Here is a 23,987-nt window from a genome sequence, read left to right as displayed (position 1 = left end):
TCTCTTGAATGCCGGCGCGTGCATGACGGCCGGGCGGGTGACGACGACGCGCGGTTGCGCGTCGCGGTGAAACGCAAGGGCGGCAGCCCCGCCCGGCCTCAAGCGCCGGACGCGGCCGCGGCGGATGCCGCCTTGCTCTTCTTCGCTTTCTTCTTCGAAGCCTTGGTGCCGGATGCTTCGGCCGGTGCGCTAGCTGCCGCGGCGGCCGGCGCCGCAGCGGCTGTCGCGTCGGATGCAGCGGCCTTCTTCTTCGACTTCGACGGCTTCGCGGCCGAGGCGGGAGCAGCCGCGGCCGGCGCTGCCGTCGTGGCGGCGGGCGCGGCGGCGGTGGTTGCCGCGGGAGCCGCTGGCGTCGTCTTCGTGGCCGACCTAGCCGACGTCTTCGCGCCGGTCGGCGGCGCCGACGAGCCGTTGATCGTCAGTCCGGCCGCTTCGAGGTTCTCGACCGATTTCTGGCCGAGGCCCTTCACGCGCGCGGCGAGATCGTCGGCATTCTTGAACGGCCCGTTTTTGGCGCGTTCGTCGAGGATCGCTTTCGCATGCACGGGGCCGATGCCCTTGACCGATTCGAGCGCAACCTGATCGGCGGTATTCACTTCCACGGCCGCGGCAAATCCGGCCGACAGCGACAAAGCCACAGCGACGCAAAGCATGAAAAGCTTCTTCAGCATGGCAAGCACTCCATTGAGGGCAAAAAGTTAGCCGGGAACGGACGACCTATCCTGTCAGCGGGCGCTGCGTTTAAGCATAGAACAAATCGCAGACCCGATTTGAGATAGCGGTCGATTTATACCGATCGATCGATGACAAGTAAATCCGGCCACACAATCTTTAAAACTTTAGTCGCATGCAATTCCGGTGAATTTATCGGTCGATACCGGTCGCGATAAAGCGCTTGCGATAAAGAATGGGTAACGCCGGTGGATGACACCGTCCGACGCTTGACTTAGAGTGCACTCGAAGTCCTAACCTGAGTCCGTCATGTCGAAACACTCAACCGCGCTCACCATCGGTCAGGTCGCCGAAACGATCGGCGTATCCACGCACACTCTGCGCTATTACGAGCAGGCCGGCCTGATCCGGCCGGTCGGGCGCACGCAGGCGGGGCACCGGCTGTACTCGCCTGCCGATCTCGACTGGTTACGCTTCGTGATGCGTCTGAAGACGACGGGCATGTCGATTTCCGGCATGCAGCAGATCGCCGCGCTGCGCGCGCAAGGCCATCCGACGATGCGCGAGCGCCGCGACCTGCTGGTCGCGCATCGCGCCGTGCTGCTCGCGCGGATCGCCGAACTGCAGAGCAACCTCGGCGCGATCGACGACAAGATCGCGTACTACGAGGCGGCCACGAGCGGCGCGCTTGAGCCCGATCCGGCACGACAGGACGACGAAGCCTCGTCGTCCTCACACGCCAATGAGGACTTGCAATGGACTACGCAGACAACGACCGCTACACGCGCGGATGGGACAAGCTCAGGGAAATCGACGGTTCGGCGGGCGAGCAGGTAATCGCCGCGCTTGCACCGATCGCGCCGGAATTCGGGCGCCTGCTGATCGAATTCGGCTTCGGCGACATCTACAGCCGGCCGCAGCTCGATCTGCGCACGCGTGAGATTGCGACGATCGCGTCGCTCGCAACCCTCGGCTGTGCGCAGCCGCAGTTGAAAGTGCATATCGAGGCGGCGCTGAACGTCGGCTGCACGCGCGAGCAGATCGTCGAGGTGTTCATGCAGATGGCGCTTTATGCGGGTTTTCCTGCCGCGCTCAATGCGTTATTCGCGGCGCGCGAAATATTCGAGGCGAGGGATCGGGAGGGGGAGGCCGCGTGCGCGGCGTGAGAGGGCTGATCTGCACGGGGAGAGGGATGGCGGATGCAGGACACCTAGAGTCTCGCCCCCGGTTTTGGGGTGCAACTAACGGTCCCATCAGTTCGATTCGAGGCCTTCCTGAGCCCCCATCGCCTCATACAGCCGAATCAACCCGCACTGCAGCGGTCTTGCGCAAATAGCGCTGGCTCACGATCCGCCAATACACGAGCAAGCCGGCCCCGGCAATCGCCAGACTGGCGGTATTCGCGACCCAGAATCCGCGCGCACCGGTGAGCCAGGACGGCGTGAGGCCGGTCGTATCGAAGCCGAGCGCATAGCCGCCGCCGAGCCCAACACCCCACAGCGCGACCGCATAGATGACGGTCGGCACGACCGCGACCTTGTAGGCGCGCAGCACGAACGCGGTGGTGATCTGCAAAGCGTCGAACAGGTGGTAGCAGGCGACGATCAGCACCAGCGGCAACGCCTTCGCCGCGACCTGCGCGTTGGTCGTATAGCCGTCGACGATATACGGCCGCAGCACGAGCACGAGCGCGCCATAGCAGCACGCGAGCGCAACCGCCATCGCGATGCCGTGACGCGACAGCGTGCGCGCCGCTTGCGGCCGATGCATGCCGAGTGCCTGCGCGACCAGCGTCGACGACGCGATGCCGATCGACAGCGGCGTCATATACAGCACCGCGCCGATATTGCCGGCGATCTGATGCCCGGCGAGCGTCGTCGTGCCGAAGCGCGCGATGAAGAGCGCCATGAACGTGTACGACGTGACCTCGATCAGATACGACAACCCCATCGGAATACCGAGCCGGAGTTGTGCGGCCTGGCGCTTCCAGACCGGCCAGCAGAATTGCGTGAAGATACCGAGCGCCTTGAAGTCGTCGACGCGCGCGAGCAGCAGCATGCCAAGCGCCGCGAGCGCCCAGTTGAGCAGCGTGCTCGCGAGCGCGCAGCCCGGGCCGCCCAGCGCCGGCACGCCGAGGCCGCCGAAAATGAACCAGGTATTGAGCGGAATTTTCAGCAGCAGCGCGGCGATCTGCAGGAACATCACGAGCCGCGGTTTGCCGAGCGCGTTGGCAACGGAACCGTAGACCCGGAACGCGAGGCCGGCGGGCAGCCCGAACGCGAGAATCCGCAGATACGCGAGCGTGCGCTCGTGCAGCGCGTCGGGCACGTGCGACAACGACAACAGCGGCCCGGGGAAGAACAGGATCAGAAAGCCGATCACCGTCAGCGCGGCGGTGAGCCACCATGACTGGCGCACCTCTTCGCCGATCTCGCCGTAGCGGCGCGCGCCGTACAGTTGCGCGGCGATCGGCTGCAGCGCGGTCAGGATGCCGGTCAGGCCGATATAGACCGAGACGTAGATCGACGAGCCGAGACCGAGGGCGGCCAGATCGACGGCCGAGTAGCGCCCGACCATCGCCGTATCGATCACGCCGAACGCGATGATGGCCAGTTGGCCGATCAATACGGGCCACGCGAGCGCGGCGATTTTCCGTACGTCGGCGAACATGGTCAGTTAGGCTTTTTGTGCCAGTTGCGGTGCTTGCCGGGCGGCGGCTTCGGACGGTCGATGCGCACGTACAGGCGGAAGCGCTCGTCGCGGTCGGCCGCGCGGCGGCCTTCCCACACGAGCTTCCAGATGTAGTCGGGCAGCGCGCTCGGGTCGCCGTAGTCCTGCGAGTCCTGACGCAGGATCACGTCGCAGTCCTGGTCGAACGAGAAATGCATGTCGCCGAAATACGCGAACGTCGCGATTTGCGCATTGCCGAGGCGCACCGGCGAGATGCAGGTGTAGTCATCGGGCAAGTGGTTGGCGATCTGCTGCGCGACGTCGCGATAAGTCCGGCTGTAGTTGACCACCGGCAGCCACAGCGTCATCAGCAGCACCCACATCAGCGTCGTGCCGGCGCTCGACAGCACCACGCTGCGCCACAACACCTTCGGATGACGCGCGAGACGCCAGCGCACCAGCAGGAACCAGCAGACGGTCACCGCGATCGCGCAGATAAACGACAGAATCTTGAACTGCGGCACGAAGCCGGGCGCGAGCCGCGCGAGATTGCGCGCAAGCGGATGCGGAAAACCGGTCAGACTCGCCACATACACGGCCCACACGAAGCTACCGAGGATCGTGAAGCTCAGCAGCGCGAACCAGTCGATCGCGTTGATCGCGCCGCGCTTGAGCGTCGGCAGCGCGAAAGTGGCGAGCACCGCGAGCGGCGGCAGCAGCAGCATGTAGAGTCGATTCGATTGATGGCTTTGCAGCACCACGAGCACGAACAGCGGCCCGATCACCGACAGCGGAATCGCCACATGCGGCGCGCGCCGCAGGCCCTTCCAGCTGAACCACGACCACAGCGCGAGCGGCCAGGCGGGCCATGTGAAGAGCGGCAGGTTTTTCAGCGCATAGGCGGCGACCGAACCGGGTGGGCCCGCGAACGAACTCAGGCTCACGTGCAGCCACTGGTTCAGATACCAGACGGCGTCGTCGGGGAATGCGGCAAGCGCGATGATCGGCCACGATACCGCGAGCACCAGCGCGACGGGCAGACCCGCGAGCAGCAGCCAGCGCGAACGCGTTTCGCGCACGATCAGCGTCATCGCGAACGTGCCGAGCAGCAGCGCGCCGACCAGCACCGGGCTGCTCGCGAGCGTGACGAGGCCGATCGCGAGGCCCCAGATCAGCGCGCCCTGGATCGGCTTGTCGATCATGCGCACGAGGCCGTAGACGAGCATCGCGATGCAGACGAACTGGACGAGCTGCGGCGTGGTTTCGTGGCCGCGCTCGGCGAGGCCGAAGCACGCGAGCAGGATCAGCAGTGCGCCATCGGCGAGCGTGCGGCCATAGTCGCGCGGTTCGGGCTCGCCGCCAAACGCGTATTTGAACGGCTGCACTTCGGCGCGCCGGCCGAGCAGATACGCCGCGTACCAGACGAACGCGCAGCCCGCGCAGAACAGCAGGCCGGTGAACACGCGCGACGCGTTGCTTGAGTCGACCCACGGTGCGAGGACGCGGATCGCGCTCGCTCCGAGCCAGTAGCCGAGTGGGCCGTCCTCGGTCAGATATTTGCCGACGAGGTTAGGCAGCAGCCAGTCGTGCGCGCCGCCATTCGCCATCGTCCACATGACGCCGAAGCCAGCCGCGTCCTCGTTCTTCCACGGGTCGCGGCCGAACAGGCCGAACGAGGCGTAGAGGATACAGATGGCCAGCAGCAGCCAGCGCGGCAACGCACTGGTCGCAGAGGCGGTGAGGCGGACGACAGGTCTCATGCGGTGTGTGGAGTCTGGATAAACGATGCAGCCGGAGCGGCCCGGCAGGTCAGGGTGGGAGGGCCCGTTTCGAGCATCCGGCATTGTAGTCGTGCGGTGCGATGCACGTCACGGCCGGTAACGCCCGGCAACGTCGATGGACAACCTGTAACAGGTGTCGTGAAAGCGCGGTGTGCTGGTTACGGGTTATGCCGTCGCGGGTATGCGAACCAGCGGCCGCCCACGCGCAGGCGACAAAAAAGGGCAGCTCGCGCTGCCCTTTCTGTTTGCTCCGTTGCCGGCCGGAAGCCGGCACCGTTGCGGTATTACTTTGCTGCCTTGCCGGAAGCGCGGGCGCCGAACTTCTTGTTGAACTTCTCGACGCGGCCGGCCGTGTCCATGATCTTTTGCTGGCCGGTGTAGAACGGGTGCGATTCCGACGACACTTCGATCTTTGCGAGCGGGTAGGTCTTGCCGTTGAATTCCGCGGTTTCGCGCGTCTGGATGGTCGAGCGCGTCACGAACTTGAAGTCGTTCGACATATCGATGAACAGGACTTCGCGGTAATCCGGGTGAATGCCTTCTTTCATGGTCTTTCCTTTAATCTGGCGGTAGCCAACCCGCGTGCAGTCTTAATTTAGACTGCCTTCAGGCGCGAGCCACTTGCCTACGGTCGAAAAACCGCGATTATGCCAGAAAATCAGTCGCTTGGCGATTTTTCTGCCACTAGATTCTATTGCGGCGCAAGCGGCGCCCGTTTGCAGCGTCTCAAACCGGCGTGAACGTCAATCCGACGCGCGCAGGGTCTTGCCGATAGTAGCGCGCGAGCAGCCGGTACAGTTCCGGATACTCCGCCTCGAACGCTTGTGGCTTCACGAACAGCGCCTCGCTGCACACGGCGAAGAATTCCGACGGATGGTCCGCCGCATACGGATCGATCAGCGACTCGCGTTCGAAACGCGTCCAACGTCGCTCGGGCACAGCGTCGACTTTCGCGCAGAAATGATCGTATGCGTGGTCGAACACGTCGGCCCATGCCTGCGCATCGAGCGGCGCGTGCCAGCGGCGCATCAGCGGCGGGTGGCCATCCGCTTCGCCGTTCAGCATGTCGATCTTGTGCGCGAACTCGTGGATCACGACGTTGTATGCGTCGCTGCCGTCGGTCATCTGCGCGTCTTCCCACGACAGCACCACAGGGCCGCCTTCCCACGCCTCGCCACTGGCGTCGTGTTCGATCTCGTGCACGACGCCGTCTTCGTCCTCGACGGTCTTGCGGATCACGAACTCGCCCGGATAGACGATTACGCCAACCCAGCCGCGATACAGATCGAGGCTCAGGTTCAGCACCGGCAGGCACGCCTGCGCGGCGATGCCGACCGTCATCGCATCGGTCAGTTCGAGCTCGTGCGCGGTCGAGAATTCCTTCTGCGCGAGGAAGAGACTCGTCAGCTCGCGTAGCCGCGCGAGATCGGGGGCTTCCAGATGTGTGAGAAAGGGCAGGCCGGCGAGTGTTGCGAGCCATAAGGAATCGTCGATCGCGTAATCGCGCAGCGCGCGCTCGCGACGCCGTGTGCCCAGCCAGTTCGTGAGTTTCGACAGCATGCTTGAGCCCACCTTCAGTCGATCTGTTTTTGCCACGCGGCGAACAGGCCGCCGCAAATCGTGACGCCGATCAGAAAATGGAAGCCGTCGAGCGACGCGAGGAAATTGGCCTGCTGCGCGACCGACCGGCCGATCGTCGCGATTCGCGAGCGTGTTCTGGTAGACCGAATTGTACGGATTCACGGACTCCGCGAGGCGACTTTGATGCAGCGCGAGCCGGTGCTGTTCGATGATGATCACCGAGGCGGTCGCGAAGGAGATGGTCAGCTGCCACACGATGTTTTTCAACCGGTAGCCGTACGTGAACTCTTCGATCGCGAAGATGCGGAAAGTCAGATTCGCGACTAGCTGCGCGATGAACAGCAACACGAGCGCAAAGGCGCTCGACGCCCACGCGAGCTCATCCGGCGGTGCATTGACGCCACCCCCGATATAGCTGGCCAAAAAAAACCGCTCGCAATCTGCGAGCGGTTTTTCATGCTGTACAGTTGCCGGCCGCTACGGCCAGCACGAACGTCGCGCGTTAGCTGCCGCCACCACGACGCATCATGTCGAAGAACTCGGAGTTGCTCTTCGTCTGGCGGATCTTGTCGAGCAGGAATTCCATCGACTCGACTTCGTCCATGTCGTGAATGAACTTGCGCAGTACCCAGATCTTCTGCAGCACTTCGGGCTTGATCAGCAACTCTTCGCGGCGCGTGCCCGACTTGTTCAGGTTGATCGACGGGTAGACGCGCTTCTCGGCGAGACGGCGCTCCAGGTGCACTTCCATGTTGCCAGTGCCCTTGAACTCTTCGTAGATCACGTCGTCCATCCGGCTGCCGGTTTCGATCAGCGCCGTGCCGATGATGGTCAGCGATCCGCCTTCCTCGATGTTGCGCGCCGCGCCGAAGAAGCGCTTGGGACGCTGCAGCGCGTTCGCGTCGACCCCACCCGTGAGCACCTTGCCGGAGGCCGGTACCACCGTGTTGTAAGCGCGCGCGAGACGGGTGATCGAGTCGAGCAGAATAACGACGTCGTTCTTCATTTCGACGAGGCGCTTGGCCTTCTCGATCACCATTTCGGCGACCTGCACGTGACGCGCGGCGGGTTCATCGAACGTGGAGGCGATCACTTCGCCTGCCACCGAACGCTGCATTTCCGTCACTTCTTCCGGGCGCTCGTCGATCAGCAGCACGAACAGCACGACGTCGGGATGGTTCTGTTTGATTGCGTGCGCGATGTGCTGAAGCATCACCGTTTTGCCCGACTTCGGCGAGGCGACGAGCAGGCCGCGCTGGCCCTTGCCGATCGGCGCGATCATGTCGATGATGCGGCCCGTCACGTTCTCTTCGCCACGCATTTCACGTTCGAGCAGCAGCACCTTGTTCGGGTGCAGCGGCGTCAGGTTTTCGAACATGATCTTGTGCTTCGAGGCCTCCGGCGGCTGGCCGTTGACCTTGTCGACCTTCACCAGCGCGAAATAGCGCTCGCCGTCTTTTGGCGTGCGCACTTCGCCTTCGATCGTGTCGCCCGTATGCAGATTGAAGCGGCGGATTTGCGACGGGCTGATGTAGATATCATCCGTGCTGGCGAGGTAGGAGGTTTCCGGCGAACGCAAGAAGCCGAAACCGTCCGGCAGCACTTCGAGGGTGCCGTCGCCGAAGATCGTGTCGCCCGCTTTGGCTCGTTTTTTTAGAATGGCGAACATCAATTCCTGCTTGCGCAGGCGGTTCGCGCTTTCGATCTCGAGGCCATTGGCCATCTCGATCAATTGGGACACGTGCAGAGTCTTAAGCTCGGATAAATGCATACGGAGAACCCGCAGGAGAAGGTGCGACGAAATGAAATCTGGGAGGAGGGTGAGCGGAACCGCTCAAAGACTTACACGTCTTTTCGACGTTTTCTGGATTCTAGCATAGCACACGCCAATTTCCGCCAGTGCGGCGGAGTGGCATCTTTGTCGTAAAGCGTGTTGCCGGTTGACAACACGCTTGACCGGCGGGCGCGGTGGTTTGCATCCACCGATGCGCCCGATTCTCAACTCCTCGCGGCGCGCGATCGACCCGCGAGCGCCGCGACGTGCTTCTGTATGTCTTACAGGTTGCCGTCGAGGAACGCGGTGAGTTGCGACTTCGACAGAGCGCCGACCTTCTGAGCGGCGACGGCGCCATTCTTGAACAGGATCAGCGTGGGGATGCCGCGCACGCCGAACTTGACCGGCGTGGACTGATGCTCGTCGACATTGATCTTCGCGACTTGCAGACGATCGGCGTAGTCCTTCGCGACTTCGTCGAGGATCGGCGCGATCATCTTGCAGGGACCGCACCATTCGGCCCAGAAATCGAGCAGCACGGGTTTATCGGATTTCACGACGTCCTGTTCGAACGATGCGTCGCTAATATGCTTAATTTGTTCGCTCATTTATGAATACCTCTGTCGGTTCGAGGCCCGCCTGAATTGCTCGCCACGATACGTCAAAAACCGGGAAAATTTCCGTTCGCTTTGCCGCATCCGGAGACTCGCCGCGCATGCCTGTGAAAATCAGAAAAACCGTCTGAAAAAATGCCGGATTTTCACGCAATGCGCGGAAAGAGTCGCGTATGCGGGTCTTTCAACTGGCAGTGTAGCTTAATTCGCTATGCGTTGCCGATGGCGATAGTACTCATTAGGTCAGTGGGGCTAATAGGTCGTCGCCGCGGCGTCGGCCGGTATCTGCGGCACACGGATACCGCGTTGCAATCTAAATGGTGGCGGGCCCGGCGAACTCAAGCGCCTTGCGTGGCGGGTGTCGTCGCGGCGGCTGGGATGACGTCGGGCGGCGTGCAGCAAGCGGACGTTAACAGTATGAAGCGGTTCGAAGCGGAGCGTCGTTCGCGTTTTGCGCATATCAACAGTCGCACAATGCGCGCGGCAATGATAGAATCTTTCGTGACGGGCCTCCTCGCATGGAGGGATGGTCAACCTGGTCAGGTCGGGAACGAAGCAGCCACAGCCGTTTTCCACCAGTGCCGAGGGTCGGGCTCGTCACCTTCCTTTGCTTCTTTCTCCGCGGCCGTTTTCACGGATTCTCCGCAGGCTGTCCTTCATAGCTGTCCTTCATAGTATTCCCCGCTTCAATATTGATCGTTCGCCGTGTTCGGACTGAGCATCGTCGTGGCCGTGTCGCGCGTTCGCGCGTCTTGCCGAATCGGTTTTGCGCGCCATTGTTACTGATACAATTTCCGCATGACCTATCAAGTTCTCGCACGCAAATGGCGGCCGAAGGATTTCGCTTCGCTCGTCGGACAGGAGCACGTGGTGCGCGCGCTCACCCATGCGCTCGACGGCGGCCGTCTGCACCATGCCTATTTGTTTACAGGTACGCGCGGCGTCGGCAAGACCACGCTGTCGCGCATCTTCGCGAAGGCACTCAATTGCGAGACCGGCGTGACGTCGACGCCATGCGGCGTGTGCCGTGCGTGTCGCGAGATCGATGAAGGGCGCTTCGTCGATTACGTCGAGATGGACGCGGCGAGCAATCGCGGCGTCGATGAAATGGCCGCGCTGCTCGAGCGCGCGGTGTATGCGCCCGTCGATGCGCGCTTCAAGGTCTACATGATCGACGAAGTGCACATGCTGACGAACCACGCGTTCAACGCGATGCTGAAGACGCTCGAAGAGCCGCCGCCGCACGTCAAGTTCATCCTCGCGACCACCGACCCGCAGAAGATTCCTGTCACCGTGCTGTCGCGCTGCCTGCAGTTCAATCTGAAGCAGATGCCGGCCGGCCATATCGTGTCGCATCTCGAACGCATTCTCGGCGAAGAAAACGTGCCTCACGAGGCGCAGGCGTTGCGCCTGCTCGCGCGCGCGGCCGACGGTTCGATGCGCGACGCGCTATCGCTGACCGATCAGGCGATAGCCTATTCGGCGAACCAGGTCAGCGAAGACGCGGTGCGCGGCATGCTCGGCGCGCTCGACCAAAGCTATCTGATCCGCCTGCTCGACGCGCTCGCGCAGGGCGACGGCGCGGCGGTGCTCGCGGTCGCCGATGAAATGGCCTTGCGCAGCCTGTCGTTTTCGACGGCGCTGCAGGATCTGGCGAGCCTGCTGCATCGGATCGCGTGGGCGCAGTTCGCGCCTTCGTCGGTGCTCGACGAATGGCCGGAGGCGGCCGACTTGCGCCGCTTCGCCGACACATTGAGCGCCGAGCAGGTGCAACTGTTCTATCAGATCGCAACGATCGGCCGAAGCGAGCTGGGCCTCGCGCCCGACGAATACGCGGGCTTCACGATGACGCTGCTGCGCATGCTCGCGTTCGAGCCGGCGCCGACAGGCGGCGGAGGTGGGGCGGCGGGAGCCGCTGGCGCGCAGACCGGTGCGGCCGGCGCCGGTGCGAAGCGTTCTGGTGCACCGACGGTTGCCGCGCTGCGCGCGCTGTCGCCTTCATCCGCGACGGCCATGGCGGCCGCTGCGCCGGCTCGCGGACCTCAGGTGGGCGTCGCCGGCGAGGAACCGGGCGATGCGATGAAATCGACCGCGCCGGTTGTAAAGCCGATCGCGAAGCCCGCAGCCGACACCGCGCAAGCTGAAGCAGCGCGCGTGACAGACGCACCGGCTATGTCGGCACGTCCGCTGGCACCTTGGGAAGACTCGCCCCCGAATGATGGCGCCGCGATCGCCGGTTCGACTGCGCCGGTCTCGAACCAAGCTTCTGACCTCGCCCCTGCGTCCGCGCCGAGCGCGCTGGCCCGCGCGGAAGAGGCAACGCCACCGGAGCCGGAAGCGCGCCAGGAATTGGCTGCACCCGCTTCAACGCCGGCACCGGCGGCCTCGGCCGACTCCGCGCCGCGTCGCGCGGGCGGCGCGAGCGCCGCGCTCGACGTACTGCGCAACGCCGGCATGAAAGTATCGTCCGACCGTGGCCGCCCCAACACGCCCGCGGCCGCGAAGCCGGCCACGCCGGTCCCCCCGAAACCCGCCGCGCCGCGCGTGGTCGTGCCGGTGCCGACCTCCGGTGCGCCACGCCGCGCGTCGCAAGACAGCGCCGTGCAGGCTGCGCCGATCCGAGACGCCCACACCGGCGCAAGCGGCAACGCGCAACAGACCAGCCCGTCGAGCCCACCTTGGGACGACATGCCGCCCGACGACTACATGCCGCTGTCGGCCGCGGACGACGCGTACTTCATTCCGCCAGACGACAACTTCGTGCCGGTGTTCGACCACGGCCCCGACGACGTCCGCATGGGCGGCCCGGCCACGCAGGCCGCCGCACCGGCGCCGGTCGTCGACACACGCCCGCTGCCGCCCGCGGTGCCGCTCGATCCGCTCGGTTTCACCGGCGACTGGCCCGCGCTCGCGGTCGATCTGCCGCTGAAGGGCATCTCGTATCAGCTTGCGTTCAATAGCGAACTGATGACGCTCGAAGGCAGCACGCTGAAACTCAACGTGCCGGTGCCGCAATACGCGGAAGCGTCGCAGGTCGCTAAACTGAAAGCAGCGCTCGTCGAGCGGCTCGGCCAGAACGTCGAGGTGCAGGTCGAAGTCGGCCCGGCGCGCCGTACCGCTGCAGCGCACGACGCGAAGCTGCGCGCGCAGCGCCAGCAGGAGGCCGAGCGCGAAATCAGCGCGGATCCGTTCGTGCAGTCGCTGATTCGCGAATTCGGCGCGAGCATCGTGCCGGGCTCGATCCGCCCGATTACCCCGGACGCCGCTCCGAACGGCGCGGCGCCGGCCCACTGATCCATCGTTCGCGGCGTCGTCGCAGCGCGGCGCCGGAATGCCAGCTTTCACGCTATCTAGAAGGAGCACGTCCATGATGAAAGGCCAACTCGCCGGGCTGATGAAGCAAGCCCAGCAGATGCAGGAAAACATGAAGAAGATGCAGGAGCAACTCGCGCAGATCGAAGTCGAGGGGCAGTCGGGTGCCGGTCTCGTCAAGGTGACGATGACCTGCAAGAACGACGTGCGCCGCGTGTCGATCGACCCGAGCCTGCTCGCGGACGACAAGGACATGCTGGAAGATCTCGTCGCCGCCGCGTTCAACGACGCCGTGCGCAAGGCCGAGGCGACCGCGCAGGAAAAGATGGGCGGCATGACCGCCGGCCTGCCGCTGCCGCCGGGCTTCAAGCTGCCGTTCTGAACCTGCCCTGATTGAGACCGGGCTGAGCGGTTGAGCGCCGCGGCGGTTCATTGCCGCGGTGCGAAAGCGCGCCCCGGTCCGAGCACCACTCCGCATCCCGATTCGCCCACCCGAGCACCACCCACGTCGACGCCGATCCGCATGAAACAACCTTCCGCCCTGTCGGCGCTCGTCGAAGCGCTGCGCGCGCTGCCCGGTGTCGGGCCGAAGTCCGCGCAACGCATGGCGTATCACCTGATGCAGCACGATCGCGAAGGCGCCGAAAAGCTCGGCCGCTCGCTGTTGTTCGCGACCGAGCATCTGCGTCACTGCGAAAAGTGCAACACGTTTACCGAAGCGCAGATCTGCGAGGTCTGCCTCGATGAGGAGCGCGATCCGTCGCTGCTGTGCGTCGTCGAAACGCCGGCCGACCAGATCATGCTCGAACAGACGATGACCTATCGCGGCCTCTATTTCGTGCTGATGGGGCGGTTGAGTCCGCTCGACGGCATCGGCCCGAAGGAGATCCATTTCGACCGGCTCGTGAAGCGCGCGTCGGATGGCGTCGTCAAGGAAGTCGTGCTGGCCACCAATTTCACCAACGAAGGCGAGGCCACCGCGCATTACCTCGGACAGACGCTGAAGGCGCGCGGCCTTGCCGTCACGCGTCTCGCGCGCGGCGTGCCGGTGGGCGGCGAGCTCGAATATGTCGACGCGGGCACGATCGCGCGCGCGATGCTCGACCGTCGTTCGATGTAGCCATGCGGCTTGCGTTGGCCGGCGCCGCACCAGTGAAGACACGCGTCGTCGCGAGACGTGCAGAACCGTGCGCACGGCGATACAAAATAATGCAACCCACTTGCAGGGGATCAGAGTAAGCGCTGTGCACCAACTCTGGCCGACAAAGGAGACTCATGAGCGCCACCCCCGATTCAGGCGCGAGCACCGCACCGCATGACGCACGCGGTCCGCTCGCCGGCGTCAAGGTGCTGGAACTCGGCACGCTGATCGCCGGGCCGTTCGCTGCGCGTTTTCTCGGCGAATTCGGCGCCGACGTCATCAAGATCGAAGACCCCAAAGGCGGCGACCCGCTGCGCAAATGGCGCAAGCTGTATCCGGAAGTGGGCGGTACGTCGCTGTGGTGGGCCGTGCAGGCGCGCAACAAGAAGTCCGTCACGATCAACCTGAAAGCCGAAGAGGGCAAAGAGATCGTGCGGCGGCTCGCGAAAGAGGCCGATATCGTCGTCGAGAATTTCCGGCCGGGGCTGCTCGAAAAACTCGGGCTCGGCTACGACGTGCTGTCCGCCGAGAACCCCGGTCTGGTAATGGTGCGTCTGTCGGGCTACGGCCAGACGGGTCCGTATCGCGACCGGCCCGGCTTCGGTGCGATCGCCGAATCGATGGGCGGTCTGCGCCATATCACCGGCTATCCGGATCTGCCGCCGCCGCGCATCGGCATTTCGATCGGCGATTCGATCGCCGCGCTGCACGGCGTGATCGGCGCACTGATGGCGCTGCATCACAAGCAGGTGAACGGCGGCAGGGGGCAGGTCGTCGACGTCGCGCTGTACGAGGCCGTCTTCAACATGATGGAAAGCGTGGTGCCCGAATACGGTGTCTACGGGATGGTGCGCGAGCGTACCGGCGCGTCGCTGCCGGGCATCGTGCCGTCCAATACGTATCCGTGCCGCGACGGCAGCATCGTGATCGGCGGCAATAGCGATCCGATCTTCAAGCGGCTGATGATCGCGATCGAACGCGACGATCTCGCGAACGATCCGGCGCTCGCTCATAACGACGGCCGCGTGCCGCGCACCCAGGAAATCGACGCCGCGATCGCCGCGTGGCTGTCCACGCGCACGATCGACGAAGCGCTCGCGGTGCTGAACGCGGCGGATGTACCGGTGGGCCGCATCTACAGCGTCGCCGATATGTTCACCGATCCGCAGTTCATCGCGCGGCAGATGATCCAGCGTTTCAAGTGGCAGGACGGCAAGGAAATCACGCTGCCCACGGTCACGCCGAAGCTGTCGGCGACGCCCGGCGAGACGCGCTGGCTAGGGCCGGAACTGGGTGAACATACCGATGAAGTCCTTCAATCACTGGGTTATGATGCTGATGGCATCGCGCGGTTGCGGGCGCAACAGATCGTCTGATGCGCACAGTGCAACGCATTGAGAAGAGCGCTTAAAGCGCGGCGCTGACGTACGATCGGCTCCGCGCGACCGACAAGCCACACACCGTGCCCAAGCGCGTGCGCAACGCGCACCCGGGCGGTCAAAAGCCGGACTAAAAAAATCTGGAGACAACGGACCATGCAACGCAGAACCTTCCTCGCCGGCGGTGCGGCGCTCGCGGGCGCCTCTCTCGCGGCCACACCGTTCGCTTTCGCGCAGGCCAAACCCGAGACCACCAGGGTCGCCATCGCGGTTGGCGGCAAGAACCTGTTCTACTACCTGCCGCTGACGATCGCCGAGCGCCGCAACTACTTCAAGGACGAAGGGCTCGAAGTCGAGATTTCCGACTTCGCGGGCGGCTCGCAGGCGCTGAAGGCGGCAGTCGGCGGTAGCGCCGACGTGGTCTCCGGCGCGTTCGAACACACGCTTCTGTTGCAGGCGCAAAAGCAGATGTTCCGCGAATTCGTGCTGCAAGGCCGCGCGCCGCAGATCGTGCTCGCGGTGTCGAAGAAGACGATGTCGAACTTCAAGTCGATCGCCGATCTGAAGGGCAAGAAGATCGGTGTGACCGCGCCGGGTTCGTCGACGTCGATCATGGCGAGCTTCGTGCTCGCGAAAGCCGGGCTCAGTCCGAAAGACGTCGCGTTCATCGGCGTGGGCGCGGGTGCCGGTGCAATCGCCGCGCTGCAGTCCGGCCAGATCGACGCGATCGCCAATCTCGATCCGGTCGTCACGCGCCTCGAGCGCGCCGGCGAAGTGCGCGTCGTGTCCGATACGCGCACGCTCGCCGACACGCACACCGTGTTCGGCGGCGACATGCCGGCGGGCTGCCTGTACGCGTCGCAGTCGTTCATCACGAAGAACCCGAACACCACGCAGGCGCTGACCAATGCGATGGTGCGCGCGCTCAAGTGGCTGCAGAACGCGAGCGGCAGCGAACTGATCAATACGGTGCCGGAGAGCTATCTGCTCGGCGACCGCGCACTCTATCTCCACGCGTGGCAGCACGTGCGCGAAGCGATGTCGCCCAACGGCCTGATGCCCGCCGACGGCGCCGCGACGTCGCTGAAGACGCTGAAAGCGTTCGATCCGATGATCCAGAACGCGCAGATCGATCTGTCGAAAACGTGGACCAACGACTTCGTGAAGAAGGCGCTGACGACTGTCAAGGCATAAACGACGCGGCGCGCGGTCTCCAGCGTCGCCGCGACATCTCCCCGCAAACCCGATTCCTGAAGCGAGCCGTACGATGACCGTTGCTGCCCTGGCGCTCGAAAACATCACCTGCACGTTCGCCGCGCGCGACAACCGCGCGCAGCGCTACACAGCGGTCAAAGACACGACGCTGCGTATCGAGCCGGGCGAGTTCGTGTCGGTGGTCGGGCCGACTGGCTGCGGCAAGTCCACGCTGCTGAACATCGGCGCGGGGCTGCTGCAGCCGTCCACGGGCGCGGTCAGCGTGTTCGGCGAAAAGCTCGATGGCCTGAATCGTCGCGCGGGCTACATGTTTCAGGCCGATGCGCTGATGCCGTGGCGCTCGGCGCTCGACAACGTGATGGCCGGCCTGTCGTTTCGCGGCATGTCGGCCGCAGACGCGCGCGCGAAGGCCGAAGAGTGGTTGAAGCGCGTTGGGCTCGGCGGCTTCGGCGACCGCTATCCGCATCAGCTGTCGGGCGGCATGCGCAAGCGCGTCGCGATGGCGCAAACGCTGATCCTCGATCCCGACATCATCCTGATGGACGAGCCGTTTTCCGCGCTGGACATTCAAACTCGGCAGCTGATGGAAAACGAACTGCTCGACCTCTGGGCCGCGAAACGCAAGGCGGTGCTTTTCATCACGCACGATCTCGACGAAGCGATCGCGATGTCGGATCGCGTGGTCGTGCTGTCGGCCGGCCCCGCCACGCATCCGATCGGCGAGTTCCGGATCGATCTGCCGCGGCCGCGCGATGTCGCCGAAATCCGTTCGCATCCGCGCTTCGTCGAATTGCATGCGCAGATCTGGGGCGTGCTGCGCGATGAAGTGCTCAAGGGGTATCAGCAGCAACTGACTGCTGTTTAAGCGTGTCGCGCATCCCTGCATGCGCATTAACAGAGAAGACGCGTTCAACAATCGTCCGAGGCAATCCAAGTCATGTGGAAGACGTTGCGCCCAAACCGGGCGAATCTGGTGATCTGGCAGTGGCTGCTGCTCGTGCTGTGCTTCGTGCTGTGGTACGTGCTGACGAGTCCGACGCTGGTGCCGCCGTTCTATTTCGACGATCCGAACAAGGCGGCGTTCTTCTTCGGCGAGCCGCAGAAAGTGCTGCAGCGGATCTGGGAGTGGTTCACGAGCGGCGAGATCTACCTGCACCTGTGGATCACGCTCGTCGAGACCGTGCTCGCGTTCGTGTTCGGCACCGCGATCGGGCTCGGCGTCGGTTTGTGGCTTGCGCTCGCGCCGACCGCGAGCGCGCTGTTCGATCCGTACGTGAAGGCCGCGAACTCGATGCCGCGCGTGATTCTCGCGCCGATCTTTGGCGTGTGGTTCGGCCTCGGCATCTGGTCGAAGGTCGCGCTCGGCGTCACGCTGGTGTTCTTCATCGTGTTCTTCAACGTCTACCAGGGCGTGAAGGAAGTGAGCCCGGTCGTGCTCGCAAACGCGCGCATGCTCGGCGCGAACCGCAAACAGCTGCTGCGCTTCGTCTATCTGCCGAGCGCGATGAGCTGGGTGTTTTCGAGCCTGCATACGTCGGTGGGGCTGGCGTTCGTCGGTTCGGTGGTGGGCGAGTATCTGGGTTCGGCGCGCGGCGTCGGCTATCTGATCCTGCAGGCCGAAGGCACCTTCGACATCAACACCGTGTTCGCGGGCATTCTGGTGCTCACCGCGTTCGCGCTGATTCTCGACGCGATCGTCGGGATCGCGGAGCGGCGTTTGATGAAGTGGCAGCCGCGCACCGGAGATACCGAGAAGCTGTGAGCGTAGATCGCAAGCGGCGCGGTGTCCGAAATCGCCTTCGGGCGCCGCGCCGTTTTTCATGCTGCCTGATTGCTTGCGCTACGGCGTGATGACCACCTTGCCGATCACGCGACGCTCGGCCATGTCGCGCAACGCGCGGCCGGTGTCGTCGAGGGAATAGCGGGCGGACACATAGGGCTTGAGCTTGCCTTCGCGAATCCAGCCGGTCATCTGCTCGAATGCCGCGCGGTTGCGCTGCGGCTCACGCCTCGCGAAATCGCCCCAGAATACGCCGACTACGCTCGCGCCCTTGAGCAACATCAGGTTCAGCGGCAGCTTCGGGATCTCGCCGTTGGCAAAGCCGACCACCAGATAACGCCCCCTCCACCCGATGCTCCGAAACGCCGGCTCCGCATACACGCCGCCGACCGGGTCGTAGATCACGTCCGGGCCTTTGCCGTCGGTGAGTGCCTTGATGCGCTCGCGCAGATCCTCGCTGCTGTAGTTGATCGTCGCGTCCGCGCCGTGCTCGACGCAGGTCGCGAGCTTTTCGTCGCTCGATGCCGCCGCGATCACGCGCGCGCCGAGCGCCTTGCCGATTTCGACCGCCGCGAGGCCGACGCCGCCGGCCGCGCCTAGCACGAGCATCGTCTCGCCAGGCTGCAGCGCGCCGCGATCGACCACCGCGTGATGCGAGGTGCCATATGCGAGCGTGAACGCGGCCGCGAGTTCGAACGACACATCGTCGTCGAGCGGCACGCAGGCTGCGGCGGGTGCGAGCGCCTGTTCGGCGAAACCGCCGGAGCCGATGAACGCGGCCACGCGCGAACCGGGCCTGAACTGCGTGACGCCTTCGCCCACCGCGCGCACGATGCCCGCGGCTTCCGAGCCCGGCGTGAACGGCAGCGGCGGTTTGAACTGGTATTTGTTCTCGATGATCAGCCCGTCGGGAAAATTGACGGCTGCGGACTTCACGTCGATCACGACATGGCCTGGCGGCGGTTCGAGATCCGGCAGGTTATCGACGACCAGGCTCTCGGGCGGCCCGTACTGTTTGCAGCGAATCGCGCGCATCGTGGCTCCATATCGTTCAGGGTTCGCAACGGTTTCGAGTGTAAAGCAAAGCGCACGACCGTACGATTCATTGCGCTGCGGATTGCGGCTCAAAGCAGCATCCTTGCGTTCGGCACAAGCTCCGCGCACCTGAATAAACCCGGCTCGCACGACGCTCGTGCGCGCCATGCAGAGACGCCGACCATGTCGTTCGCGTGCCATCTTTCCTCGGTTACAATCGGCGCATGCGAATCCTACTCAGCAACGACGACGGTTATCTGGCGCCGGGCCTCGCCGCGCTTTACGAAGCGCTGAAGCCGATCGCCGACGTCACCGTGATGGCTCCCGAACAGAACTGCAGCGCCGCGTCGAATTCCCTGACGCTGTGGCGGCCGCTCTCGGTCCTGCGTTCGGCGAATGGCTTCTACTACGTGAACGGCACACCGACCGACTCGGTGCACATCGCACTGACCGGCATGCTCGACCATACACCGGACCTCGTCGTGTCGGGTATCAACAACGGCCAGAACATGGGCGACGACACGCTGTATTCCGGCACCGTCGCGGCCGCCACCGAAGGCATCATGTTCGGCGTGCCGGCCATCGCGTTTTCGCTGGTCGACAAAGACTGGGTGCATCTCGAAGACGCGGCGCGCGTTGCCGCCGAAATCGTCGCGCATTATCTCGAGCGGCCGTTGCCGGGACATCCGCTGCTGAACGTCAATATTCCTAACCTGCCGTATGACCAACTGCGCGGCTGGGAGATCACCCGACTCGGCAAACGTCATCCGTCGCAGCCGGTGATCCGCCAAACCAATCCGCGCGGCGAACCGATCTACTGGATCGGCGCCTCGGGCCAGGCGCGCGACGCGAGCGAAGGCACGGACTTCCACGCGGTCGCGAACGGCGCCGTGTCGATCACGCCGCTGCAGCTCGATCTGACCTACACGCAAATGCTGCCCGCGGCGCGCGACTGGCTACGCGCCGGGAGCGGCAGTTCATGACCGGCGAGCGCGCGAAGCGCTTTCCGCTAGGTCTCGAGGACCTGGTGCGCGAACCGCGCCGGCCCGAGGGACGTCCGGGGGAGATGCGCGCGGCGGCGCTCGCGGCGAGCGCGGCGTTGAATGCGCGGCAGCAGTCGGCGAAACCGACGCAGGGCGGCGCGGCCGCACGGGCGCAAGCGAGGACCTCCGCTGCGGCGCAAACAACGTCAACGCCGGCGACGCGACCCCAGGTGATTCCCCAGGCGAAGACGCAGAGCGCTACGTTGGGCTCGCCAACCGGAACCACCGGAGGGATGCCGCCGAAGCCGCAGGCCGCGCCAGTCGCAAAGACAACGGCGAACTCGTTGTCCAGCGCATTGGCGGGTCAGCCTGTCATGCAATCACCGAAGTCGTCGGTCAAGCCAGGCAAAACCTCGACGCGTGCGTCTGCACCCAGCGCACGTCCGACACCGCCACTTCAGCCGCAACCGCAGCAAAGCGCGAAACCCGGGTCGAACGCCGCGCCAGCCGGTGCGATGAGCGGCGCATTCGGCGGCGCAAGCAGCAGCGCGATGAACAACGCCCTCGCGTTGACCTCGGAACGGGTTCGCGAACGGATGGTCGAACGCCTGCGAGCCAATGGCGTCAGCGACCAGCGTGTGCTGAACGCGATGGCGGCGGTGCCGCGCCACATGTTCGTCGATCCGGGTCTTGCGGCCCAGGCGTACGAAGATGCCGCGCTGCCGATCGGTCATCACCAGACCATCTCGAAGCCGTCCGTGGTCGCGCGGATGATCGAACTCGCGGCGGCCGGGCGCGCGCCGAACACGGTGCTCGAAATCGGCACTGGTTGCGGCTATCAGGCAGCGGTGCTGAGCCAGGTCGCGCGCGAGGTTTATTCGATTGAACGCATCAAGCCACTGTCCGAGCGCGCGAAGACGAATCTGCGTCCGCTGCGCATTCCGAATATCCGGCTGCATTACGGCGACGGGCGGCTCGGTTTGCCGTCGGCGGCGCCGTTCGACGCGATCGTGATCGCGGCTGCCGGGCTCGACGTTCCACAGGCGCTGCTCGAGCAGCTTGCGATCGGCGGACGTCTGGTTGCGCCGGTCGGCTCGCAGGAAGGACAGAGCCAGGTGCTGACGCTGGTCGAGCGCCTCGGGCCCGCGCAATGGCGCGAGTCGCGGCTTGATCGCGTTTTCTTTGTACCCTTAAAATCCGGAGTGATTTGACACCGATGAGTATGTTGCGCGCGATGCAGAGAACCACCCCGAATACCCCCCTGACCGTAACCCAGCGCAGCGTGTGCGTGCTCGCCTTGTCCCTGTTGATGACGGCCTGTGCATCCCGGCTCGACCAGGCGCCCGTCGTCGACCGCTCCGGCGGGGGCGTGCTCTCCACCGCGCAGGGCGCGGCGCAACCGGCGGTGCCGCTCGGTCCGCCGCCGCCCGGTTACTATCGCGTGAAGCCGGGCGATACGCTGTACCGCATTGCGCTCGAAAACGGCCAGAATTACCGCGACATCTCGACGTGGAACAACCTGACCAATCCGAATCAGATCGAAGTCGACCAGCTGCTGCGCGTCGTGCCGCCGGGTGCGAATACCGCGGCCATGACGCCGGGCGTGTCGACCGCGCCGATCGGCAGCACGGGCGCGGTGCAAAGCGCGCCGCTGAACAGCAACGCGCCGGCCGCGGTCGGCGCCGCGATGCCGCCGCTCTACGGCGGCGCGACGAACGGTACGCCCGCGAACGGCGCGGTAGCTGCGCCTCCGGCCAATTCCTCTGCGGCGAACGCCGAGCTCGGCAGCGCGGCGGCGGGCAACGTAGCATTTGCATGGCCGGTGCGCGGTCCGCTGCTCAACACGTTCAACGACTCGACCAACAAAGGCGTCAATATCGGCGGCTCCGCGGGCGAGCCGGTTAAAGCGTCGGCCGATGGTCGCGTCGTCTATGCGGGAAATGGGCTGCGTGGTTACGGCAATCTCATTATCATCAAGCATGATGCAACTTATCTCACCGCGTATGCACACAACCGCGCTTTGATGGTAAAAGAGGGGGACGCGGTAACGAAAGGGCAGAAGATCGCTGAGATGGGCAATAGCGATTCCGACCGCGTGATGTTGCATTTCGAAGTTCGCCGACAGGGTAAACCAGTCGACCCACTGAAGTACTTGCCGCCGCAATAAGCGATACGACCATGCCGAAATCGAAGCGCCGCCCGCCGCAAGCCGAGTCTGAGACGATCAGCGAAGTCACGTCCGCCGCAGTGGACGAAAGCGGCGCTTCGGAAGTGGAAGAGGAGATCGTCGAGGAGCGCGATCTCGACGAACGCCAGAGCGGCCTCGACGACAGCGAGGGCTCCGAAGCGCGCGAAAGCACCGGCGACGCTGTGCCCGACGCCGACGATTTCCGCGCACTGCTGCAGGCCGAACTCACGGCCGACACGATCCAGCATTATCTAAACCGCATCAGCGTGAAGCCGCTGCTCACCGTCGAGGAAGAGCAGAAATATTCGCGCCTTGCCAAGGCCGGCGAGTTCGAAGCGCGGCAGGTGATGATCGAGCGCAATCTGCGGCTGGTCGTCAGCATTGCCAAGGGTTATCTGAATCGCGGCGTGCCGCTGCTCGATCTGATCGAGGAGGGCAATCTCGGCCTGATGCACGCAATCGAAAAATTCGATCCGACGCGCGGCTTCCGTTTTTCGACTTACGCGACGTGGTGGATTCGCCAGAGCATCGAGCGCGCGATCATGAACCAGGCCCGCACCGTGCGGCTACCGGTGCATGTGATTCGTGAGCTCAACCAGGTGTTGCGCGCGAAGCGCCATCTGGAAAAGAACTCGATGAATTCGGGCGAAGCCGCCGAGCGCCGCGACGCGAGCATCGACGACATCGCCTATCTGACCGGCAAGACCACCGACGAAGTCACCGACATCCTCGCGCTGAACGAGCACACCGCGTCGCTAGACGCGCCGCTCGACCTCGATCCGGCGAGCAGCCTGCTCGATTTGCTGTCGGACGACCAGAGCCAGTCGCCAGACGCCGAGGTGCAGCATCGCGAGCTCGAAACGCTGACACGCGCATGGCTCGCGCGTTTGTCGGACAAGCACCGCCATGTGATCGAGCGGCGCTTCGGTCTGAATCATATCGAGCCCGCCACGCTCGAGGAGCTGGCCGACGAAATGGGCCTTACGCGCGAGCGTGTGCGCCAGATCCAACAGGAAGCGCTGGTGCGGCTCAAGCGCTTCTTCGCCTCAAACGGTGTCCGCAAAGACGCCGTTCTCTGACCTGATGACACCGATTCTTGTTTTCGACATCGAGACGATTCCCGATGTCGCCGGCATCCGCCGTCTTGAAGATTTGCCCGCGTCGATGAGCGACGCCGATGTCGCCGAGCACGCGTTCGCCGCGCGCCGGGAAAAAACCGGCAGCGATTTTCTGCCGCATCACCTGCAACGGGTCGCGGCGATTTCCTGCGTGTTCCGCGACAACAACGGTTTTCGCGTGCGCTCGCTCGGCACGCCCGAGGACGGCGAGGCGACGCTCGTGCAGTCGTTCTATCGCGTGATCGAAAAGTACACGCCGCAGCTCGTGTCGTGGAACGGCGGCGGATTCGATCTGCCGGTGCTCAACTATCGCGCGCTCGTCAACGGCATCCCGGCCTACCGGTTCTGGGATCTCGGCGAGGACGACCGCGACTTCAAGTGGAACAACTATATCAGCCGCTACCACGCGCGCCACACCGACCTGATGGACGTGCTCGCAATGTACCAGGCGCGCGCTAACGCGCCGCTCGACGCGCTCGCGAAGATGTGCGGCTTTCCGGGCAAGATGGGCATGGACGGCAGTCAGGTGTGGCAGGCGTTCCAGCAAGGGCGCATCGAGGAAATCCGCAATTACTGCGAGACCGACGTCGTCAATACGTATCTGCTGTATTGCCGCTTCCAGTTGATGCGCGGCGGCTTTTCGCCGTCGGAGTATGCTGATGAGATCAACCTCGTGAAGAATGCGCTGGCGCTGGAGACCGCGCCACAGTGGGCCGAGTATCTGGCGGCGTTCGAGCCGTAACG

General features: G+C 64.4%; 22 protein-coding genes, 1 other RNA gene and 1 pseudogene. 15 read left to right on the top strand and 9 right to left on the bottom strand.

Translation table 11 applies throughout. The features are described 5' to 3' along the window. Nucleotides 1-98: 98 nt before the first annotated feature. Nucleotides 99-671, bottom strand: a complete 573-nt coding sequence (locus tag AB3X96_RS06150; RefSeq protein WP_368588991.1) for a ComEA family DNA-binding protein — start codon at nt 669-671, stop codon at nt 99-101. 310 nt (nt 672-981) lie between these two features. Here AB3X96_RS06150 and AB3X96_RS06145 point away from each other — a divergent pair, with 310 nt between their 5' ends. Next, nucleotides 982-1,509 carry a MerR family transcriptional regulator gene (locus AB3X96_RS06145; RefSeq protein ID WP_368588990.1) on the top strand — a complete coding sequence of 176 codons (528 nt, stop codon included), beginning with the start codon at nt 982-984 and terminating at the stop codon, nt 1,507-1,509. Next, nucleotides 1,428-1,838, top strand: a complete 411-nt coding sequence (locus AB3X96_RS06140; protein ID WP_176108658.1) for a carboxymuconolactone decarboxylase family protein — start codon at nt 1,428-1,430, stop codon at nt 1,836-1,838. Before AB3X96_RS06145 ends, AB3X96_RS06140 begins: the two co-directional genes overlap by 82 nt. A 124-nt stretch (nt 1,839-1,962) precedes the next feature. On the opposite strand, the gene AB3X96_RS06135 is transcribed toward AB3X96_RS06140, so the two are convergent. The 7 genes and pseudogenes from AB3X96_RS06135 to trxA form a co-directional block, all read right to left on the bottom strand. Next, the gene (locus AB3X96_RS06135) at nt 1,963-3,342 is read right to left on the bottom strand and encodes an MATE family efflux transporter (RefSeq protein WP_368588989.1); all 1,380 of its coding nucleotides are present in this window, start codon (nt 3,340-3,342) and stop codon (nt 1,963-1,965) included. A gap of 2 nt (nt 3,343-3,344) precedes the next feature. Beyond that, nucleotides 3,345-5,102, bottom strand: a complete 1,758-nt coding sequence (locus tag AB3X96_RS06130; protein WP_368588988.1) for an ArnT family glycosyltransferase — start codon at nt 5,100-5,102, stop codon at nt 3,345-3,347. A 305-nt stretch (nt 5,103-5,407) separates the two neighbouring features. Then, on the bottom strand, nt 5,408-5,671 hold the full coding sequence (locus tag AB3X96_RS06125; protein ID WP_012400355.1) for a type B 50S ribosomal protein L31: 264 nt from the start codon (nt 5,669-5,671) through the stop codon (nt 5,408-5,410). Nucleotides 5,672-5,849: 178 nt separating this feature from the next. Beyond that, on the bottom strand, nt 5,850-6,683 hold the full coding sequence (locus AB3X96_RS06120) for a zinc-dependent peptidase (RefSeq protein WP_368588987.1): 834 nt from the start codon (nt 6,681-6,683) through the stop codon (nt 5,850-5,852). A gap of 14 nt (nt 6,684-6,697) precedes the next feature. Further along, a pseudogene (locus AB3X96_RS06115) lies at nt 6,698-7,055 on the bottom strand (MFS transporter); the annotation flags it as partial. A 151-nt stretch (nt 7,056-7,206) separates the two neighbouring features. After that, on the bottom strand, nt 7,207-8,475 hold the full coding sequence (gene rho / locus AB3X96_RS06110) for a transcription termination factor Rho (protein WP_008921615.1): 1,269 nt from the start codon (nt 8,473-8,475) through the stop codon (nt 7,207-7,209). Nucleotides 8,476-8,759: 284 nt separating this feature from the next. Further along, nucleotides 8,760-9,086, bottom strand: a complete 327-nt coding sequence (trxA, locus tag AB3X96_RS06105; protein WP_013089343.1) for a thioredoxin TrxA — start codon at nt 9,084-9,086, stop codon at nt 8,760-8,762. Nucleotides 9,087-9,595: 509 nt separating this feature from the next. On the opposite strand from trxA, the gene ffs reads away from it, so the two are divergent. From ffs to AB3X96_RS06065, 8 genes are all read left to right on the top strand, one after another. Then, nucleotides 9,596-9,694: signal recognition particle sRNA small type (gene ffs / locus AB3X96_RS06100), an RNA gene on the top strand. A 196-nt stretch (nt 9,695-9,890) separates the two neighbouring features. After that, complete coding sequence (locus tag AB3X96_RS06095) at nt 9,891-12,386, top strand: DNA polymerase III subunit gamma/tau (RefSeq protein ID WP_368588986.1); 2,496 nt, start codon at nt 9,891-9,893, stop codon at nt 12,384-12,386. Between the two features lie 73 nt (nt 12,387-12,459). Continuing rightward, nucleotides 12,460-12,786 (top strand): YbaB/EbfC family nucleoid-associated protein, encoded by a 327-nt coding sequence (locus AB3X96_RS06090; protein WP_008923976.1) that lies wholly within the window; start codon nt 12,460-12,462, stop codon nt 12,784-12,786. 141 nt (nt 12,787-12,927) lie between these two features. Next, a complete protein-coding gene (gene recR, locus AB3X96_RS06085; RefSeq protein ID WP_018418135.1) occupies nt 12,928-13,524 on the top strand; it encodes a recombination mediator RecR in 597 nt (198 codons plus the stop codon). A 155-nt stretch (nt 13,525-13,679) separates the two neighbouring features. After that, nucleotides 13,680-14,921 (top strand): CaiB/BaiF CoA transferase family protein, encoded by a 1,242-nt coding sequence (locus tag AB3X96_RS06080; RefSeq protein WP_368588985.1) that lies wholly within the window; start codon nt 13,680-13,682, stop codon nt 14,919-14,921. A gap of 159 nt (nt 14,922-15,080) precedes the next feature. Continuing rightward, on the top strand, nt 15,081-16,118 hold the full coding sequence (locus AB3X96_RS06075) for an ABC transporter substrate-binding protein (RefSeq protein ID WP_368588984.1): 1,038 nt from the start codon (nt 15,081-15,083) through the stop codon (nt 16,116-16,118). Between the two features lie 73 nt (nt 16,119-16,191). Further along, the gene (locus AB3X96_RS06070) at nt 16,192-17,004 is read left to right on the top strand and encodes an ABC transporter ATP-binding protein (protein ID WP_176108651.1); all 813 of its coding nucleotides are present in this window, start codon (nt 16,192-16,194) and stop codon (nt 17,002-17,004) included. 72 nt (nt 17,005-17,076) lie between these two features. Further along, a complete protein-coding gene (locus AB3X96_RS06065) occupies nt 17,077-17,901 on the top strand; it encodes an ABC transporter permease (RefSeq protein WP_176108650.1) in 825 nt (274 codons plus the stop codon). A 78-nt stretch (nt 17,902-17,979) separates the two neighbouring features. Here AB3X96_RS06065 and AB3X96_RS06060 read toward each other — a convergent pair whose 3' ends face one another. Then, the gene (locus tag AB3X96_RS06060; protein WP_368588983.1) at nt 17,980-18,954 is read right to left on the bottom strand and encodes an NADPH:quinone oxidoreductase family protein; all 975 of its coding nucleotides are present in this window, start codon (nt 18,952-18,954) and stop codon (nt 17,980-17,982) included. Between the two features lie 224 nt (nt 18,955-19,178). Here AB3X96_RS06060 and surE point away from each other — a divergent pair, with 224 nt between their 5' ends. The 5 genes from surE to AB3X96_RS06035 are packed head-to-tail and all read left to right on the top strand — an operon-like array spanning nt 19,179 to nt 23,985. Next, complete coding sequence (gene surE, locus AB3X96_RS06055; RefSeq protein ID WP_013089351.1) at nt 19,179-19,937, top strand: 5'/3'-nucleotidase SurE; 759 nt, start codon at nt 19,179-19,181, stop codon at nt 19,935-19,937. Next, a complete protein-coding gene (locus tag AB3X96_RS06050; protein ID WP_368588982.1) occupies nt 19,934-21,148 on the top strand; it encodes a protein-L-isoaspartate(D-aspartate) O-methyltransferase in 1,215 nt (404 codons plus the stop codon). The genes surE and AB3X96_RS06050 overlap by 4 nt, the downstream gene beginning before the upstream one ends. 5 nt (nt 21,149-21,153) lie before the next feature. After that, nucleotides 21,154-22,104, top strand: a complete 951-nt coding sequence (locus AB3X96_RS06045; RefSeq protein ID WP_176368878.1) for a peptidoglycan DD-metalloendopeptidase family protein — start codon at nt 21,154-21,156, stop codon at nt 22,102-22,104. An 11-nt stretch (nt 22,105-22,115) separates the two neighbouring features. Then, nucleotides 22,116-23,204, top strand: a complete 1,089-nt coding sequence (gene rpoS / locus AB3X96_RS06040) for an RNA polymerase sigma factor RpoS (protein WP_368588981.1) — start codon at nt 22,116-22,118, stop codon at nt 23,202-23,204. A 4-nt stretch (nt 23,205-23,208) separates the two neighbouring features. Continuing rightward, nucleotides 23,209-23,985 carry a 3'-5' exonuclease gene (locus tag AB3X96_RS06035; RefSeq protein ID WP_176108645.1) on the top strand — a complete coding sequence of 259 codons (777 nt, stop codon included), beginning with the start codon at nt 23,209-23,211 and terminating at the stop codon, nt 23,983-23,985. The last annotated feature ends 2 nt before the right edge of the window (nt 23,986-23,987 follow it).

This window comes from Paraburkholderia sp. BR13439, from assembly GCF_040948805.1.
GTDB classification, from domain to species: Bacteria; Pseudomonadota; Gammaproteobacteria; order Burkholderiales; family Burkholderiaceae; genus Paraburkholderia; species Paraburkholderia youngii.
This window is presented reverse-complemented; position numbering and strand designations above follow the sequence as displayed.

What these genes read in the sequence shown, in the direction of transcription:
- AB3X96_RS06150 (WP_368588991.1), bottom strand. Translation starts at nt 671, where the DNA reads ATGCTGAAGAAGCTTTTCATGCTTTGCGTCGCTGTGGCTTTGTCGCTG.
- AB3X96_RS06145 (WP_368588990.1), top strand. Translation starts at nt 982, where the DNA reads ATGTCGAAACACTCAACCGCGCTCACCATCGGTCAGGTCGCCGAAACG.
- AB3X96_RS06140 (WP_176108658.1), top strand. Translation starts at nt 1,428, where the DNA reads ATGGACTACGCAGACAACGACCGCTACACGCGCGGATGGGACAAGCTC.
- AB3X96_RS06135 (WP_368588989.1), bottom strand. Translation starts at nt 3,342, where the DNA reads ATGTTCGCCGACGTACGGAAAATCGCCGCGCTCGCGTGGCCCGTATTG.
- AB3X96_RS06130 (WP_368588988.1), bottom strand. Translation starts at nt 5,102, where the DNA reads ATGAGACCTGTCGTCCGCCTCACCGCCTCTGCGACCAGTGCGTTGCCG.
- AB3X96_RS06125 (WP_012400355.1), bottom strand. Translation starts at nt 5,671, where the DNA reads ATGAAAGAAGGCATTCACCCGGATTACCGCGAAGTCCTGTTCATCGAT.
- AB3X96_RS06120 (WP_368588987.1), bottom strand. Translation starts at nt 6,683, where the DNA reads ATGCTGTCGAAACTCACGAACTGGCTGGGCACACGGCGTCGCGAGCGC.
- rho (WP_008921615.1), bottom strand. Translation starts at nt 8,475, where the DNA reads ATGCATTTATCCGAGCTTAAGACTCTGCACGTGTCCCAATTGATCGAG.
- trxA (WP_013089343.1), bottom strand. Translation starts at nt 9,086, where the DNA reads ATGAGCGAACAAATTAAGCATATTAGCGACGCATCGTTCGAACAGGAC.
- AB3X96_RS06095 (WP_368588986.1), top strand. Translation starts at nt 9,891, where the DNA reads ATGACCTATCAAGTTCTCGCACGCAAATGGCGGCCGAAGGATTTCGCT.
- AB3X96_RS06090 (WP_008923976.1), top strand. Translation starts at nt 12,460, where the DNA reads ATGATGAAAGGCCAACTCGCCGGGCTGATGAAGCAAGCCCAGCAGATG.
- recR (WP_018418135.1), top strand. Translation starts at nt 12,928, where the DNA reads ATGAAACAACCTTCCGCCCTGTCGGCGCTCGTCGAAGCGCTGCGCGCG.
- AB3X96_RS06080 (WP_368588985.1), top strand. Translation starts at nt 13,680, where the DNA reads ATGAGCGCCACCCCCGATTCAGGCGCGAGCACCGCACCGCATGACGCA.
- AB3X96_RS06075 (WP_368588984.1), top strand. Translation starts at nt 15,081, where the DNA reads ATGCAACGCAGAACCTTCCTCGCCGGCGGTGCGGCGCTCGCGGGCGCC.
- AB3X96_RS06070 (WP_176108651.1), top strand. Translation starts at nt 16,192, where the DNA reads ATGACCGTTGCTGCCCTGGCGCTCGAAAACATCACCTGCACGTTCGCC.
- AB3X96_RS06065 (WP_176108650.1), top strand. Translation starts at nt 17,077, where the DNA reads ATGTGGAAGACGTTGCGCCCAAACCGGGCGAATCTGGTGATCTGGCAG.
- AB3X96_RS06060 (WP_368588983.1), bottom strand. Translation starts at nt 18,954, where the DNA reads ATGCGCGCGATTCGCTGCAAACAGTACGGGCCGCCCGAGAGCCTGGTC.
- surE (WP_013089351.1), top strand. Translation starts at nt 19,179, where the DNA reads ATGCGAATCCTACTCAGCAACGACGACGGTTATCTGGCGCCGGGCCTC.
- AB3X96_RS06050 (WP_368588982.1), top strand. Translation starts at nt 19,934, where the DNA reads ATGACCGGCGAGCGCGCGAAGCGCTTTCCGCTAGGTCTCGAGGACCTG.
- AB3X96_RS06045 (WP_176368878.1), top strand. Translation starts at nt 21,154, where the DNA reads ATGAGTATGTTGCGCGCGATGCAGAGAACCACCCCGAATACCCCCCTG.
- rpoS (WP_368588981.1), top strand. Translation starts at nt 22,116, where the DNA reads ATGCCGAAATCGAAGCGCCGCCCGCCGCAAGCCGAGTCTGAGACGATC.
- AB3X96_RS06035 (WP_176108645.1), top strand. Translation starts at nt 23,209, where the DNA reads ATGACACCGATTCTTGTTTTCGACATCGAGACGATTCCCGATGTCGCC.